The sequence below is a fragment of the Streptomyces sp. DSM 40750 genome (assembly GCF_024612035.1).
GTDB lineage: Bacteria > Actinomycetota > Actinomycetes > Streptomycetales > Streptomycetaceae > Streptomyces.
Genome location: NZ_CP102513.1, coordinates 7,894,166 through 7,908,949, shown reverse-complemented (window position 1 = coordinate 7,908,949; position 14,784 = coordinate 7,894,166). Strand labels below are relative to the sequence as shown.

9 protein-coding genes are annotated in these 14,784 nt (G+C 71.7%); 2 read left to right on the top strand and 7 right to left on the bottom strand.

What is annotated here, in order from left to right:
• Positions 1 to 215: 215 nt before the first annotated feature.
• A complete protein-coding gene (locus tag JIX55_RS35270; protein WP_257567280.1) occupies positions 216 to 3,299 on the bottom strand; it encodes a putative bifunctional diguanylate cyclase/phosphodiesterase in 3,084 nt (1,027 codons plus the stop codon).
• 391 nt (positions 3,300 to 3,690) lie between these two features.
• A complete protein-coding gene (locus tag JIX55_RS35265; RefSeq protein WP_257567279.1) occupies positions 3,691 to 4,692 on the bottom strand; it encodes a 2-hydroxyacid dehydrogenase in 1,002 nt (333 codons plus the stop codon).
• A gap of 76 nt (positions 4,693 to 4,768) precedes the next feature.
• Here JIX55_RS35265 and JIX55_RS35260 point away from each other — a divergent pair, with 76 nt between their 5' ends.
• Together JIX55_RS35260 and JIX55_RS35255 are read left to right on the top strand one after the other, a co-directional pair.
• Positions 4,769 to 5,767: an aldo/keto reductase gene (locus JIX55_RS35260; protein WP_257567278.1), complete on the top strand. Its 999-nt coding sequence runs from the start codon at positions 4,769 to 4,771 to the stop codon at positions 5,765 to 5,767.
• Between the two features lie 219 nt (positions 5,768 to 5,986).
• Positions 5,987 to 7,153, top strand: coding sequence for a PQQ-dependent sugar dehydrogenase (locus JIX55_RS35255; protein ID WP_257567277.1), 1,167 nt, complete (start codon positions 5,987 to 5,989; stop codon positions 7,151 to 7,153).
• A 151-nt stretch (positions 7,154 to 7,304) separates the two neighbouring features.
• Here JIX55_RS35255 and JIX55_RS35250 read toward each other — a convergent pair whose 3' ends face one another.
• From JIX55_RS35250 to JIX55_RS35230, 5 genes are all read right to left on the bottom strand, one after another.
• Positions 7,305 to 10,421: a helix-turn-helix transcriptional regulator gene (locus tag JIX55_RS35250; protein ID WP_257569589.1), complete on the bottom strand. Its 3,117-nt coding sequence runs from the start codon at positions 10,419 to 10,421 to the stop codon at positions 7,305 to 7,307.
• A 232-nt stretch (positions 10,422 to 10,653) separates the two neighbouring features.
• Positions 10,654 to 10,869 carry a hypothetical protein gene (locus tag JIX55_RS35245; protein WP_257567276.1) on the bottom strand — a complete coding sequence of 72 codons (216 nt, stop codon included), beginning with the start codon at positions 10,867 to 10,869 and terminating at the stop codon, positions 10,654 to 10,656.
• Between the two features lie 185 nt (positions 10,870 to 11,054).
• Positions 11,055 to 11,651 carry a hypothetical protein gene (locus JIX55_RS35240; RefSeq protein WP_257567275.1) on the bottom strand — a complete coding sequence of 199 codons (597 nt, stop codon included), beginning with the start codon at positions 11,649 to 11,651 and terminating at the stop codon, positions 11,055 to 11,057.
• Positions 11,652 to 11,686: 35 nt separating this feature from the next.
• Positions 11,687 to 12,262, bottom strand: coding sequence for a GNAT family N-acetyltransferase (locus tag JIX55_RS35235; RefSeq protein ID WP_257567274.1), 576 nt, complete (start codon positions 12,260 to 12,262; stop codon positions 11,687 to 11,689).
• Positions 12,240 to 14,537 (bottom strand): MMPL family transporter, encoded by a 2,298-nt coding sequence (locus JIX55_RS35230; RefSeq protein ID WP_257567273.1) that lies wholly within the window; start codon positions 14,535 to 14,537, stop codon positions 12,240 to 12,242. The genes JIX55_RS35235 and JIX55_RS35230 overlap by 23 nt, the downstream gene beginning before the upstream one ends.
• Between the last annotated feature and the right edge of the window lie 247 nt (positions 14,538 to 14,784).

Genomic DNA, 14,784 nt, shown 5'->3' with positions numbered 1-14,784 from the left:
GCGAGGTTCGTGCGGTGTTCGGCTGGCGTTCGACTGGTGCCCGTGCAACAAAAAACCCCTCGTGCCATGAGGCAAGCGAGGGGAGCGCGCCGGATACGGTCGCTGGGGATTCCGGATCGTCGTTCCGGTGGGTCCCAGCTTCAGCCGACGCGCTTTCCAAGTACGAGGATTCGGGTGCGCATGGCACAGACCCTCCCCCCGGCGCGCACCGCATGTCAAGCGGGTGGGACGGGAGTCTCATTATGTGAGCGAAGGGCACTTCCGCCTCCGTAGACAGCGGGCACACCACTTGTGTACACCCCTGCCCCACCGCCCGCGAACGCGGGCTCCGCCGGTCCGGCCGGCACCGGATAGCGCCCGAGGGACAGGGCCCGGCGCAGCCGGTACTCGTCCAGCGGTCCGGAGAAGGCGGCGCCCTGGCCATGGGTGCAGCCCATCGCGCGCAGGGCGACGACCTGCTCGGGCAGATCCACCCCGTCGGCCACGGACTGGAGCCCCAGGTCGTTGGCGATGCGCAGCAGTCCACTGGTGATCTTGTTGAGCCGGGAGGACTCCACGACCCCCTCGACGAGACCCCGGTCCAGCTTCAGTACGTCGACAGGGAGCCGGCGCAGTGCCGTGATGGCCGCGTGGCCGCTGCCGAAGCCGTCCAGGGCGATCCGCACACCGAGGCGCCGGAGGTGGCTCAGCCGGCGCTCCAGGTCGTCCAGCGGGCCCTTCAGCTGGGTGTCGGACAGCTCGACGATCAAGGAGCCGGAGGGCAGTCCGTAGCGGGTCAGGAGCGTCTCCAGGGAGCCGGGGGGCAGTGAGCGGTCCAGCAGACGCCGGGCGCCCATCCGCACGGACACCGGCACGTTCAGACCGTTGGTGAGCCGGTCGGCGGCCTGCTCGACGGCCTGTTCCAGCATCCAGCGGCCCAGCTCGGCGGTCTTGTCGCTGTCCTCGGAGACCCGCAGGAACTCGGCCGGCGTGAACAGCACCCCCTGGGAGGAGCGCCACCGGGCCGCGGTCGCCACCGACGAGATCCGGCCGGTCTCCAGCTCCACCACAGGCTGGTTCAGCAGCATGAACTCGCCGTCGTGCAGCGCGGCCCGCAGCCGGGTGGCCAGCTCGGCCTTGCGTACGACGTCCTGCTGCATCTGTGGCTTGTACAGCTCGACGCGTCCCTTGCCGGACGCCTTGGCCCGGTACATGGCGAGGTCGGCGTTGCGCAGCAGCTCGCCCGCGCCGAGACCGGGCTCGGCGAAGGAGACACCGATGGAGGCGGCCACCCGGACGTCATTGCCGTCGATGGTGTACGGCTGCGAGAGGGCGATCCGGAGCCGGTCGGCGAGCTCCAGGATGTGCTGTTCCCGGGCGGCGCGGTCGCGGGAGCCGTCCCCGACGATGAGGGCCGCGAACTCGTCGCCGCCGAGGCGGGAGGCCGTGTCCCCCTGCCGGACGGCGTCCTGGAGTCTGCGGGCGGCCTGGACGAGCAGTTCGTCCCCGGCCTGGTGCCCGATCGTGTCGTTGACGGCCTTGAAGCCGTCGAGGTCGATGAAGAGGACCGCCGTGTTGCGCAGGGCGATGCCGCGGTCGGAGGAGCGGCGGCCGGAGAGCGCCTGCTGGACGCGCTTGGTGAACAGGGCGCGGTTGGGCAGGTCGGTGAGCGGGTCGTGTTCGGCGTTGTGCTGCAGCTGGGCCTGCAGGCGCACTCTTTCGGTCACGTCCCGGCTGTTGAAGATGAGGCCGCCGTGGTGGCGGTTGACCGTGGACTCCACGTTCAGCCAGCCGCCGTCGCCGGACTTGAAGCGGCACTCGATACGGGTGGTGGCCTCCTCGGCGGGGCTGGCGGCGAGGAAGCGGCGCACCTCGTGGACGACGCAGCCGAGGTCCTCGGGATGGATGATCGAGGCCAGCTCCTGGCCGACGAGATCCTCCGCGGGGCGTCCGTAGACCCCGGCGGCGGCCGGGCTGACGTAGCGGAGGATGCCGTTCGGGGCGGCGATCATGATGACGTCGCTGGAGCCCTGCACCAGGGAGCGGAAGTGGTTCTCCTTCTGGGCGAGCTCCTGCGTGAGGGTGATGTTGTCGAGGAGCATGATGCCCTGGCGCACCACGAGGGCGAGCACGACCGTGCAGGCGGTGATGACCACCACGCGGTCGACGCTGCGGCCGTTGAGGACGTTGTAGAGGATGCCCAGGGTGCAGACGGCGGCGGCCAGGTACGGAGTGAGCGCGGCCAGGGATCCGGAGATGGGGCGGTTGGCCGGATACCGACTGTGACCTCCTCCCTGGAGGAGCACATCCACGTGTCCTCCCTGGTGACCGTCGTGCCGATCGCCCGGCTGGACCTCGTGACGGAGTCCGGGCTGTGTGTCGTGGCGGTGGCCGGGCGGCGCGTCGTGCCGTTGGGCCGGGATGTGTTCGTGCACCACGCGCGCGTGCCCGCCCTCGTCCGCGTGTCCTTGCCGCTGGCCGGCCCAGGGGGCGTAGGCGAGGAGCAGGGAGCCCGCGAACCAGCCGGCGTCCAGGAGCTGGCCGGAGCGGTAGCTGTTGTGCAGCAGGGGCGAGGTGAACAGGGCGTCGCACATCACGGTGAGCGCGAGGGCGCCGATCGCGGTGTTGACCGCGGAGCGGTGCATCGAGGAGCGGCGGAAGTGCAGCGCGAGCACCATGCTGACCAGGGCGATGTCGAGCAGCGGGTAGGCCAGCGAGAGCGCGGTGTGCGCGGTGTTGGAGCCTTTGAGCTGGGCGTTCTGGGCGAGCGCGAGACTCCAGGAGAGGGTGACCAGGGAGCCGCCGATGAGCCAGGAGTCCAGCGCCAGACAGATCCAGCCGGCCTTGGTCACGGGCCTCTTGGCGAGCACCAGCAGGCCGACGATGGCGGGTGGCGCGAAGCAGAGGAAGAACAGGTCCGCGTAGCTCGGCTCGGGCACGGGCCGCTCCAGGACGACCTCGTACCACCCCCAGACGCCGTTGCCCAGCGCCGCCATGGCGGACGACAGGCCGAACAGCAGCCAGGCGGGCCGAAAGCGGCTGCGGCGGCTGCGCGCGTAGCGGAAGCAGGAGACGGCCGCCGCGGCGGCGGCGGCGCTGAGCCCGAAGTCGCCCATGACTAGGGCGACTTGCTCACTTCCCCAGCCGAACGCGGCACCGAGGGCGTAGGCCGCGCAGAGCAGGGCGAGGACGAGCCGGGCCCGCAGGCTCGCGACACCGCGCTCGGACAAGGGCCCGCCGGGCGGCAGCGGCCCGGGCAGCGGCTTGGCCGACCGGAACGTGGGGCTCAGCGTGGAGGCGGAGGACTGGCGGGCGCTCACCGGATCTCCCCGGTGAGCGCCGCTCCCGTGTCCCGCTGGTCTCGGCGGGTCTGGTGGGTGTGCTTTCTGCGGCTGCTGTGCCTGAGGTGCTGACCGTGACCGCTGTGGCCGCCGTGGCTCCCGTGCGGGTGCCTCCGCGTCGCTGCTCGCCAGGGCCGCCGTCGGCGGCTCCGCCGCGTCGGATCGTTCGTCCATAGGCCGTGCATCGCCCGTCGCCCCCCTCGCTGTCCCAAGTCCGTCCCCGGCGCCGAGCAGTGCCCGGCGCAGCCCCTGTCGGGACGATACACCAGTCTCGTCACTCAGGGACATAGTCCCTCTACGCTCAGTGACCAACTACGGCGATACGAGCACGTTCCGCTTCCGAAGGAATGCGGAGGGTGCCCGAAGTGGATTACGCGTCGTCCGTCTCGCCTGTCGTAAGGACCACGTTGCGCAGTGGCTCCCGGTTCACGAATCGCCCCAACTGGTCCACCAGCAGCCTTTTGGCGCGCGGCAGGAAGGCCGACGTGGGGCCCCCGACATGGGGGCTGATGAGCACCCCGGGCGCGCGCCAGAGCGGGTGGCCCGGCGGCAGCGGCTCGGGGTCGGTGACGTCGAGGGCCGCGGTGATGCGCCCACCGTCCAGTTCCGCGAGCAGTGCCTTGGTGTCGACGACGCCTCCCCGGGCAACATTCACCAGGAGGGCCCCGTCCTTCATACGAGCCAGGAAATCGGCGTTGACCAGGCCTTTCGTCTGTTCCGTGAGGGGAGTGGAGAGGATCACGACATCCGCCTGCGGCAGTAGGGCGGACAGTTCGGTGAGCGGGTGCACCGGTCCGCGCACCGTGGTGCGCTCGGAGCGCGCGACGCGCGCCACCCGCGCCACCTCGAAGGGCACGAGCCGGTCCTCGATGGCGGCGCCGATCGCGCCGTAGCCGACGATCAGGACGGACTTGTCGGCGAGCGCGGGACGGAAGTCGCCCTGCCAGCGCTCCTGTTGCTGGGCCCGTACGAAGTCGGGGACGCCGCGCAGCGAGGCGAGGGTGAGGGTCAGCGCGAGTTCGGCCGTGCTGGCCTCGTGCACACCGCGCGCATTGCACAGCTGGACGCCGGGCGCGACCACCGACAGCCGGGCCAGGACGTCGTCGACACCCGCCGTGAGCGTCTGGATGACCCGCAGGTTCCGCATGGGCTCCAGCGGGTTCGCCTTCGCCGCCCAGCGCTTCATGTAGGGCACGACGTACAGGACGCAGTCCTCGGGATCGCCCGGATACGGCTGCGTGCCGTCCTCACCTCCGTCCCAGAAGAGGTAGTTGGGGCCCTGCGGGAGCCCCTCGATCTCGTCCGGCGGGATGGGAAGCCACACATCGGCGGTCACGTCCGCGGTCGGGTCGGCAGTCGCGTCAGCAGTCATGCTCCGGAGGCTATGTCAGGTACCTGGTGCGGCAGAGGTTAGGTTGGGGGGCCAGGAGAGGGAGGGTCACGACCAGGTGGAGCGCAGGACGATCGGCGCGGCGACGCTCGAGGTGGGGGCCGTCGGACTCGGATGCATGCCGATGAGCTGGGCGTACACCGGGTCGCGGCAACGGGGCGACGAGTCGATGCGGACGGTGCACCGGGCGCTCGACCTCGGCACGACGCTGCTGGACACGGCCGACATGTACGGCCCGTTCACCAACGAGCTGCTGGTGGGCCGGGTACTGAAGGAGCGCCGCGCGGAGGCCTTCGTCTCCACCAAGGTGGGTCTGCTGGTGGGCGAGCAGCACATCGTGGCCAACGGCCGCCCCGGTTATGTGAAGCGCGCCTGCGACGCCTCGCTGCGCCGGCTCCAGACCGACGTCATCGACCTCTACCAGCTCCACCGGGCGGACCCCGAGGTCCCCGTCGAGGAGACATGGGGCGCGATGGCGGAACTCGTACAGGCCGGAAAGGTACGGGCGTTGGGCCTGTGCGCGGTGGGCGCGCGGGCGGGCCGCCGGCCGGGGGCGGGCATGTACGACATCACGATCCGTCAGCTCCAGCGGGTCCAGCAGGTGTTCCCGGTGAGCGCGGTGCAGGCGGAGCTGTCGGTCTGGTCGCGCGAAGCCCTGGACTCCCTCCTCCCCTGGTGCGCTTCCCGCGGCATCGGCTTCCTCGCCGCCATGCCCCTGGGGAATGGTTTCCTCACCGGCACCCTGACGCCCGGCGGCGGCTTCGAGCCCGACGACCTCCGCGCCCGTCACCCCCGCTTCACCGCCGACATGATGGCCGCCAACCAGCCCCTCGTCGTCGGCCTCCGCCGCGTCGCGGCCCGGCACGGGGACACGGTGACCCCGGCCCAGGTCGCCCTCGCCTGGGTGCTCTCCCTGGGCTCACACGTGGTGCCGGTGCCGGGCACGAAGCAGGCACGGTGGGTGACGGAGAACGCGTCCGCCCACGCGCTGCGTCTCACCGCCGCGGATCTGGCAGAGGTGGCGGACCTTCCTCCCGCGCGGGGATCCTGGGACTAGGGGTCCGGGGACTAGGGACCCGGGGACTGAGGGGCGCTGCCCACCGCCCGCTGCCCACCACCCGTCGCCCGTCGCCCGTCGCCCACCAACCGTCGGGGCTGGGCGTCAGGCGTCGGGCGTCAGGCGTCAGGCGGAATATCTGCTTGATCGGGCGGAGGTGGAACCTGTGGGGCACTCGCGGTGTAAGACAAGTAGAAGCTCCACGTCGAAGGGATCGTGATGGTGCAACGTCGAGTGGTGACGGCCGCGTTGGCCGCAGCCGTGCTCCTGGTGACGACCGGCTGCTCCTCGGACGGCGGTGAGCAGCCGGACGCGGCCGGTGGCTCACCACCCCCGAGCAGCAGCGCGGCGGCGACCCCGTCGGAGCGGGCGGAGGACGCGGCGCCTCCCGACAAGGGCTCGGTGAAGGTCGTCCGCACCGTCGCCGAGGACCTCGACACCCCCTGGGGCCTCGCCGCCCTCCCCGAGGGCGGCCTCCTCGTGTCCTCCCGTGACGAGGCCACGATCAGCAGAATCGACGAGGAGAGCGGCAAGAGGACCGAGCTCGGCGAGGTGCCCGGCGTCGCCCCGGCCGGCGAGGGCGGCCTCATGGGCATCGCCGTCTCCCCGGAGTACGCCTCCGACCACATGATCTACGCGTACTTCACCTCGGAGTCCGACAACAGGATCGTGCGGGTGCTGTACGACCCCGAGAAGCCCGCCGGCGAGCAGCTCGGCGCCCCCGACACCATCCTCCGCGGCATCCCCAAGGGCACGAACCACAACGGCGGGCGGCTCGCCTTCGGCCCCGACCAGATGCTGTACGCGAGCACCGGCGAGCGGTACGAGGGTCCTCTGGCCCAGGACAAGAACTCCCTCGGCGGCAAGATCCTCCGTATGACCCCGGACGGCCGGCCCGCCCCCGGCAACCCCTTCGGCAACTCCGTCGTGTACTCGTACGGCCACCGCAACGTCCAGGGCCTCGCCTGGGACAGCAAGCAGCGCCTGTGGGCCTCGGAATTCGGCCAGAACACCTGGGACGAGCTGAACCACATCCAGCCCGGCGGGAACTACGGCTGGCCGGACGTCGAGGGCAAGGGCGACAAGCCCGGCTACATCGACCCGGTGGCCGTGTGGGGTACGGACGAGGCCTCCCCCAGCGGTATCGCCATAGCGGAGGGCTCCGTCTGGATGGCAGGCCTCCGGGGCCAGCGCCTCTGGCGCATCCCCCTGGACGGCACCAAGGCCTCCGCAGATCCCCAGGCCTTCCTGGAGGGCGACTACGGCCGCCTCCGTACGGTCCTCTCCGCCGGCGGCGACAAGCTCTGGCTGGTGACCAGCGAGACGGACGGCCGCGGTTCCCCGGAGGGCGGCGACGACAAGATCCTGGAGCTGGAGGTGAAGTAGGGCTACTCGTCGTCGAAGAGCGACTGGTCGAGGATCGCCACGGCACGAATATCCTCACCGCTCACGGCCTGGGACACCGGTGTGAACGGATCCTCGGCCAGGTTGTGGATCTGGTACAACACAGCTCCTCCGCGATTCATGACCGACCTCGTCATCCCGCGACGAGCCGTTCCCCGGCCCCCGTCGGAAACAGCCCCAGCCGATGGGCCACCGCCGCCGCCTCGCCCCGGCCCGAGACGCCGAGCTTGGCGAGGATGTTGGAGACGTGGACGCTGGCCGTTTTCGGGGAGATGAAGAGTTCCTCGGCTATCTGGCGGTTGGTGCGGCCGGCGGCGACCAGGCGGAGGACATCGTGTTCGCGGCCGGTGAGGCCGAGCGCGGCGACGGGGTCGGCGGGGGTGAGGGCGGGCTCGGGCGCCCGCCTCAGCGTGAGGCGGGCGCGGCGGGCCAGGAGGGCGACCTCGTCGGCAAGCGGGCGGGCGCCGAGGTGGTCGGCGACGGCGGCGGCCAGCCGCAGCAGTTCCGTCGCGCGGTCCCGGGCCTCGTCGTCGGCGCCGTCGGCCAGCAGCGCCTCGGCGAGGCGGTGCCGGACGCGGGCGAGGTCGTAGGGCCGTTCCAGGGGCTCGAAGGCGGTGACGACGTCGGACCAGGTGTCCGGGGCCGATATGCCTTCGGCGCGCTGGAGTTCGGCGCGCACCCACTGCTCGTGGGCGAGCCAGATCGGTGCGCCGGTGGTGAGCTTCTTGACCACGGTGAGAATGCGGTCGAGGACCTCGGCACGGCCCTGCTCGGTGCCCAGGACGCCTCGGGTGTCGGCCTCGGCAGTGGCGGCTGTGAGCAGCAGGGGCCAGGCGTAGCGCTGGGTGCCGACGGGGAAGCCGGTGTCGAGGACGCGGGCCAGTTCGGCTCGGGCGTCGGGGAGGCGGCCCTCGGCTGCGGCAATACCGATGGCGAGGGCGGACAGCGGCAGATTGCTCTGCGGCATGGGGTTGTGGGTGCCGTAGTAGCTGTGCGCGGCGGCGAGTCGGCGGCTGGCCTCGCCGACGTCGCCACGGGCCAGCGCGATGGCGGCGAGGCACATGGCGCTGAGGCCGCCCGGCTTGGTGTTCGCGCCGCCTACCCTGGCCTGCTCGGCGGCTTCCAGGGCCTCGTCCCAGCGGCCGAGGGAGATGAGCGACTCGGAGAGGTTGCCCCGGATCCAGGCCTCGGAGACCAACAGACCCGTGCGCTGGGTGGCTTCGAGGCCTTCGTGCATGAGGTGGACCGCCTCCTGCGAGCGGCCGACGGCCTCCAGGCAGGACGGAAGGTTGACATAGGCGCGGCCCACGACGGCGGCGGGCCCGCGTTCGAGGGCCCGGCTGCGGACCTCCTCCATCTCCGCGACACCGGCCTCGACGTCGCCGGCGTCGACCATCAGGCCGCCGACGGTGAGGCGGGCGTTCAGTTCGATGTCCTCGGCATCCACCATGCGCGCGTACTCGACGGCGCGCTGGGCGTCGGTGAGCGCGTCGGGGCCAGGAGCGTGCAGCATGGACCAGTTCGCGGCTCGGGAAAGCACCTCGGCGTGCACCTCGGACGGGGGCAGACCACGGACCAGCTCCTGGGCGGTGGCGATCTCCTTCCAGCCGTCGCCCCGGCCGAGGTTCTCGATCAGCAGGGAGCGCTGGATCCAGAACCAGGCGGTGCGCAGGGGGTCGTCCACGTCGGCGAGCAGGTCGAGGGCCCGCCCGGTGATCCGCATGGCCCGCTCCCGCTCCCCGCACAGCCGTCCGGCGACGGCGGCCTCGGCCATGAGGTCGAGGTAGCGCAGGGGGGTGGTGGCCGGATCGCAGCCGCTGGGGGTCCCCCCACGCCCTTCAGGCAGTGGGGGAGGATAGACCTCGGTGTAGTCGATGGGGCGCAGTGCGGCGCGCACGGCGTCGGGGGCGGCCTCCCACAGCTCCATCGCCCGTTCCAGGAGCCGTAGTTGCTCGGCGTGGGCGTGGCGGGAGCGGGCCTCGGCGGAGGCGTCGAGGACGGCGGGGAGGGCCTTGGCGGCGTCGTGGGCCTGGTACCAGTAGCTGGCCAGGCGGGTGGCGCGGCCGTCGGCCGGGACGAGTGTGGGGTCGGCCTCCAGGACCTCGGCGTACCGGCGGTTGAGGCGGGAGCGTTCGCCGGGCAGCAGGTCGTCGCTGACGGCCTCGCGGACCAGGGAGTGCCGGAAGCGGTAGCCGTCGCCGCCTGGGGCGGCGAGCAGGATGTTGGCGCCGACGGCGGCCCGCAGCGCCTCGATGAGGTCGTCCTCGGGGAGCCGGGCCACGGCCGCGAGCAGGGCGTACTCCACGGTGGAGCCGCCCTCGGCGACGATGCGGGCGACGCGCTGGGCGTCCTCGGGAAGGCGTTCGACGCGGACGAGGAGCAGGTCGCGCAGGGAGTCGGTGAGGCCGGCACAGCCGCCGTCGTGGGCGGCGACGGCGAGTTCCTCGACGAAGAAGGCGTTGCCGTCGGAGCGTTCGAAGATCTCGTCGGCGCGCTCCGGTTCGGGTTCGGCGGCGAGGATGCCGGCGAGTTGGTGTCCGACCTCGGCGCGGTTGAAGCGGGGCAGTTCAATGCGGCGGACCGTGCGGAGGCGGTCGAGTTCGGCGAGGAGGGGGCGCAGCGGGTGGCGGCGGTGGATGTCGTCGGAGCGGTAGGTGGCGAGGACGACGAGGCGGCCGGTGCGCAGGGTGCGCAGGAGGTAGGAGAGGAGGTGGCGGGTGGAGGCGTCGGCCCAGTGCAGGTCCTCCAGGGCGAGGACGATGGTGCGGTCGGCGGCGAGGCGTTCCAGGAGGCGGGCGGTGAGTTCGAAGAGGCGGGCCGTGCCCTCCTCGTCGTGCCGTGCGCGGGGGGTCTCGCCCAACTCGGGCAGCAGTCGGGCCAGTTCCTGTTCCTGGCCGGCCGCCGCCGCGGTCAGCTCGTCGGGCAGTCGGCGGCGCAGGGCGCGCAGCGCGGTGGAGAAGGGCGCGAAGGGCAGTCCGTCGGCGCCGATCTCGACGCAGCCGCCGAGCGCGACGACCGCGCCCGCGCGCACGGCCCCGGCGGCGAACTCCTCGACCAGGCGGGTCTTCCCCACCCCGGCCTCACCGCCGAGCAGCAGCGCCTGCGGCCCTCCCCCGTCTCCCCCGCTCCCCGCCGGCCGAGCGGCGCCCCCACCGGCCGCGCGGGCCAACGCCTCGCGCAACACCTCCAGTTCGTCGGCACGACCGACGAACACCGGACTGACGGACCTGGTCTCCACATCGCCGAGCATCGCACGGCCCCGTGACACTCCGGCACCGATTATCCGCAGGCCCCGGCCGGCGGGGTCGTTCGCCCGGTCCCCGACTCCGGCGCCGCCCTGGTCCACCATCACGCCTCCACGTGCGGCTTCGGTGCCGTGACGGCCCGCGGCCAAGCGTTCCTGCCCGGCTTCGGTGCCGTCACGCCGCACGCCCGCACTCCCGCGGCCCGACTGCCCGCCCGGCTGCAGCACCCTCCCCCGCTCACGCGGCACGCGGGAAGCGCAGTCGGCGTATGAGCCCGTGAGGCACCCGCCCCTCCGCGTCCTGTTCTCCCTCCCCGGACGCGGACCCCGCCGCCGTCCCGGACTCGTGTGCGGCCTCGCGGCGGGCGCGGCGGGCCTCGCGTACCTGTCGGTGGTGCTCCGCCTCGCGGATCAGCTCGGCGGAACGGATCTGCTGGAGCTCGTACTCGAACATCTCGTACCCCTCGTGAAGAGTCGGTCTCGGCTCGCTTGCTGCGATGCCTCAACCTTCGTCTCCAAGGCGGGTCCGCCACATCGGGAGAGTTCCGCATCTTGAACGGGTGAGGGGCCTTAGGTCCGTCGCAGGGATCCCCACGACGGGCCTAAGGCCCCTCAGATGCCGTCCTGGCTGGGCGGACGTCAGGTGCTGGGCAGTGCCAGCAGGATGTCGGAGTACTTCAGGGCGGCCAGCACCAGCCCGATGAAGCCGACCGAGACACCGGCCCAGGCGACCGACTTGATCCACGGCGTCTGCACCTGGTCGGGGTCGCCGAACGCGGGCCGGACCAGCACGGCGACGCCGACGAGCAGCGCGAGCAGCGCGAAGACGCCGCCCCACAGCGCGCTGGCCTGCCAGGCGTCGCCGTAGACCGCCTGCAGCTGCGTGGCGACGGTCGCGTTGGTCGCGGCCTGCATCTCCAGCTGGCCGGTGATCTCCTCGCGTGCGGAGGCCACCGTGCCGACCCAGCCGCCGGTCAGCGAGACGAGGCCCAGCACGACGGACACGATGCCGGCGGCACCCTGTCCGACACCGGGCGACGCCTTCGCGGCGGTGGGCGGGAACTCCTCGTCGAACTCTCCGGCTTCCTCGGAGTCGTCGGCGGAGGTCTGACCCTCGGCTTCCGTCGCGGCGTCCTCCTTCGCCGCGTCCTCCTTGGTGACGTTCACCGCCTCGTCGTCGTTCCTGGCCTCGGCGCCCGTCTCGGCCCCGGTCTCGTCAACTGTCTTGGTTCCCATACCTCGCACCGTACGAATGTTGTCTGAGAGGTCTCTTAATGATCGCTGTGAGCGCTGCGGGCGCGTGCCGCTCGCCATTCGGGCGCCAGGACGGACCATATCTCCAAGTCGTGCCGGACACCTCGGTGGGGATATCTCTCCCGCTGCACACCGTCCCTGACCATGCCGAGCCGCCGGGCCACGTTCAGGCTCGACGTGTTGCCGGAGGCCGCGATCCACTCGACCCGGTGGATGCCGCGGACCTCGACGGCCCAGTCGATCAGGATCCGCATCGCGCGCGTGACCAGGCCCCGTCCGGTGCCGGCGGGTTCCAGCCAGCAGCCGACCTCGCAGTTGGCGTGCTCCGCGTCGAAGTTGAGGAAGAGGACCCCGCCGACGAGCTTGCCGTCGAGCCAGATGCCGTGCAGGGAGCCGGTGTCGGCGGCGCGCATGTCGGCGTACCGCTGGAGGACGGCACGCGCGGACGCGACGTCCGTGGCGGTCTGACCGAAGGGGACGTACTGGTTGACGAAGTCCCGCCCCCGCTCCAGGTGCGCGAGGAACTCCTCGGCGTGCCAGGGCTCCAGGGGCCGGAGTTCGGCTCCGTCGTCACCCAGGGATATCGCGTACATCCGGCTGTCGCTCCTTCGCCCGTACATCCGTCGCGTCGGGCTCCGCCGCCGGCATGTCCTCGGCGTCCCCCGCCAGTACGTCCGCCGCCTCGGCGTCCGTCGCGGCGGCCAGCCTCTCATGGGCGGCGCGGGCCTCGGGCGGTTCGATGCTGATGCGGGGCAACCGGCGGTCGAGCCAGCGGGGCAGCCACCAGTTGGCGCCGCCGAGCAGGTGCATCAGGGCGGGGACGAGGAGCGTACGCAGGACGAAGGCGTCGAGGGCGACTGCGGCGGCGAGGGCGATGCCGAACATGGCGATCACGCGGTCGCCGCTGAGCACGAAGGCGAGGAAGACGGAGATCATGATGACCGCCGCGGAGTTGATCACCCGGCTGGTCTCGGCGAGGCCGACGCGGACCGCACGCCGGTTGTCGCCGGTCTCCAGCCACTCCTCGTACATCCGGCTGACCAGGAAGACCTGGTAGTCCATGGAGAGCCCGAAGAGGACCGAGACCATGATCACGGGGAGGAAGGGTTCGATCGGCCCGGCCCGGCCGAGGCCCAGCAGTTCGCTCCCCCAGCCCCACTGGAAGATCGCGACGACCACGCCGAACGCGGCGGCCACGGCGGCCACGTTCATCGCGGCGGCCTTGAGCGGTATCCCGATGGACCGGAAGGCGAGCAGGAGCAGCAGACAGCCGAGGCCGATGACGACACCCACGAACAGCGGCAGTTTGCCGACGATCACGTCCGCGAAATCGTCGTAACCGGCGGTCACCCCACCGACGTGCAGATCCAGCGAGGTGCCGGTCTCGGCACGCGGCAGCACTTCGTCGCGCAGCCGTTCGACCAGATCGCTGGTCTTCGCGGACTGCGGGGAGGAGTCCGGTACGACGGTGAGGTACGCGGTGTCGCCGCCGGTGCTGTACGTCACCGGGGTCACCGCCGAGACGCCCTCGGTGGCCCTCAGCGTGGTGTCGAGGTTGTCGAGTGCGAGCTTGTCGGGGGCGCCGTGGACCTCGGTGACGAGGGTGAGCGGACCACTGACGCCGGGCCCGAAGCCGTCGGCGAGGAGGTCGTATGCCTGACGGGTGGTCGTCGCCTCGGGGTCGTTGCCCTGGTCGGAGGTGCCCAGGCGCAGCCCGAGTGTGGGCAGCGCCAGCAGGGTCATGACGACGAGGGCGATCGCGCCGAGCTTCTTGGGGTGCCGTTCGACGAACGCGGACCAGCGGGCGGCGAAGCCGGTGGGCAGCTCGGGCTCGGGACCGTGCTCGGCCAGGTGGCGGCGCTCGCGGCGGCTCAGCGCCCGCATGCCGATGAACGACAGCAGGGCCGGCAGGAGCGTGACGGAGGCGGCGACGGTGAGGACCACGGTGAGCGAGGCGGCGATCGCGACCCCGTTGAGGAAGCCGAGCCGCAGGATCAGCATCCCGAGCAGGGCTATGCAGACGGTGGCACCCGCGAAGACGACGGCCCGCCCGGTGGTCGCGACGGCGTTCCGCGCGGCCTCCTCGACGGGCAGCCCCCGCTTCAGCCCCCGGCGATGGCGGGTCACGATGAACAGCGCGTAGTCGATGCCGACGCCGAGCCCGATCAGGGTGCCCAGCATGGGCGCGAAATCGGCCACCGTCATGGCGTGCCCGAGCAGGGTGATCCCCGCATAGGCGGTGCCCACGCTGACGAGGGCGGTCGCGATGGGCAGCAGACTGGCGGCGAGCGATCCGAAGGCCAGGAAGAGCACCACGGCGGCGACGAGTACGCCGACGATCTCGGCGAGGTGCCCGCCGGAGGTCTCGGTGAGTCCGATCGAGGTGCCGCCCAGCTCCACCTGGAGCCCGTCACCCTCGGCGTCCTTCGCGGTGTCGACGACGGCCTCGGCCTGCGCCTTGGCGACGTCCTCGGCCGGCTTGTCGAAGGTGACGGTGGCGTACGCCGTACGGCCGTCCTCGCTGATCCGGCCGCCGTCGGCGCCGTCGTACGGGTCGGTGACGGCGGCGACGCCGGGCAGTTCGGCGATCTCGTCGAGGGTCCGGGTCATCGTCTGTTCGACGGCGGCGGCCCGTACGGACCCGTCGCCCGTGTGCCAGACGACGGTGGCGCTGTCGCCGCTGATGCCGGGGAAGCCCTCGTTCAGGAGATCGGTGGCGCGGCTGGATTCGGTTCCGGGGGTCTTGTAGTCGTTCGAGTACGCGGCTCCCGCGACGGCGGCGCCGGCGGCCGTGCCGGCGAAAGCGAGAAGCCACAGCAGGACGGCTACGAGACGGTGCCGGACGCACCAGCGCGCAAGGGCTGCCACGGAATCGCACTCCCGGGGGGTGTTTTGTGGATCTTTGACCGTGTACAGCCGCTAATGGAACTGAACAGTACGCAAAGAACGCATGAGCAAGGCTTGGTAACTGTTGCACCCTGAAGTGATCGTTTGGCCCCTTTGAGGGTCTCCTCACATGGGATGGGAGCCAACTCACAGGACAATCCGCGCCACTCTGTCGCCCTGCGTCACTGCCGTGTGCACGCCCGAGGGCGGCCCATCGCAGTGATGTGCC

Excerpts from the sequence above, each read along its gene's own strand:
- JIX55_RS35265 (WP_257567279.1), bottom strand. The coding sequence starts at position 4,692 with ATGACTGCTGACGCGACTGCCGACCCGACCGCGGACGTGACCGCCGAT.
- JIX55_RS35255 (WP_257567277.1), top strand. The coding sequence starts at position 5,987 with ATGGTGCAACGTCGAGTGGTGACGGCCGCGTTGGCCGCAGCCGTGCTC.
- JIX55_RS35250 (WP_257569589.1), bottom strand. The coding sequence starts at position 10,421 with ATGCTCGGCGATGTGGAGACCAGGTCCGTCAGTCCGGTGTTCGTCGGT.
- JIX55_RS35245 (WP_257567276.1), bottom strand. The coding sequence starts at position 10,869 with ATGTTCGAGTACGAGCTCCAGCAGATCCGTTCCGCCGAGCTGATCCGC.
- JIX55_RS35240 (WP_257567275.1), bottom strand. The coding sequence starts at position 11,651 with ATGGGAACCAAGACAGTTGACGAGACCGGGGCCGAGACGGGCGCCGAG.
- JIX55_RS35235 (WP_257567274.1), bottom strand. The coding sequence starts at position 12,262 with ATGTACGCGATATCCCTGGGTGACGACGGAGCCGAACTCCGGCCCCTG.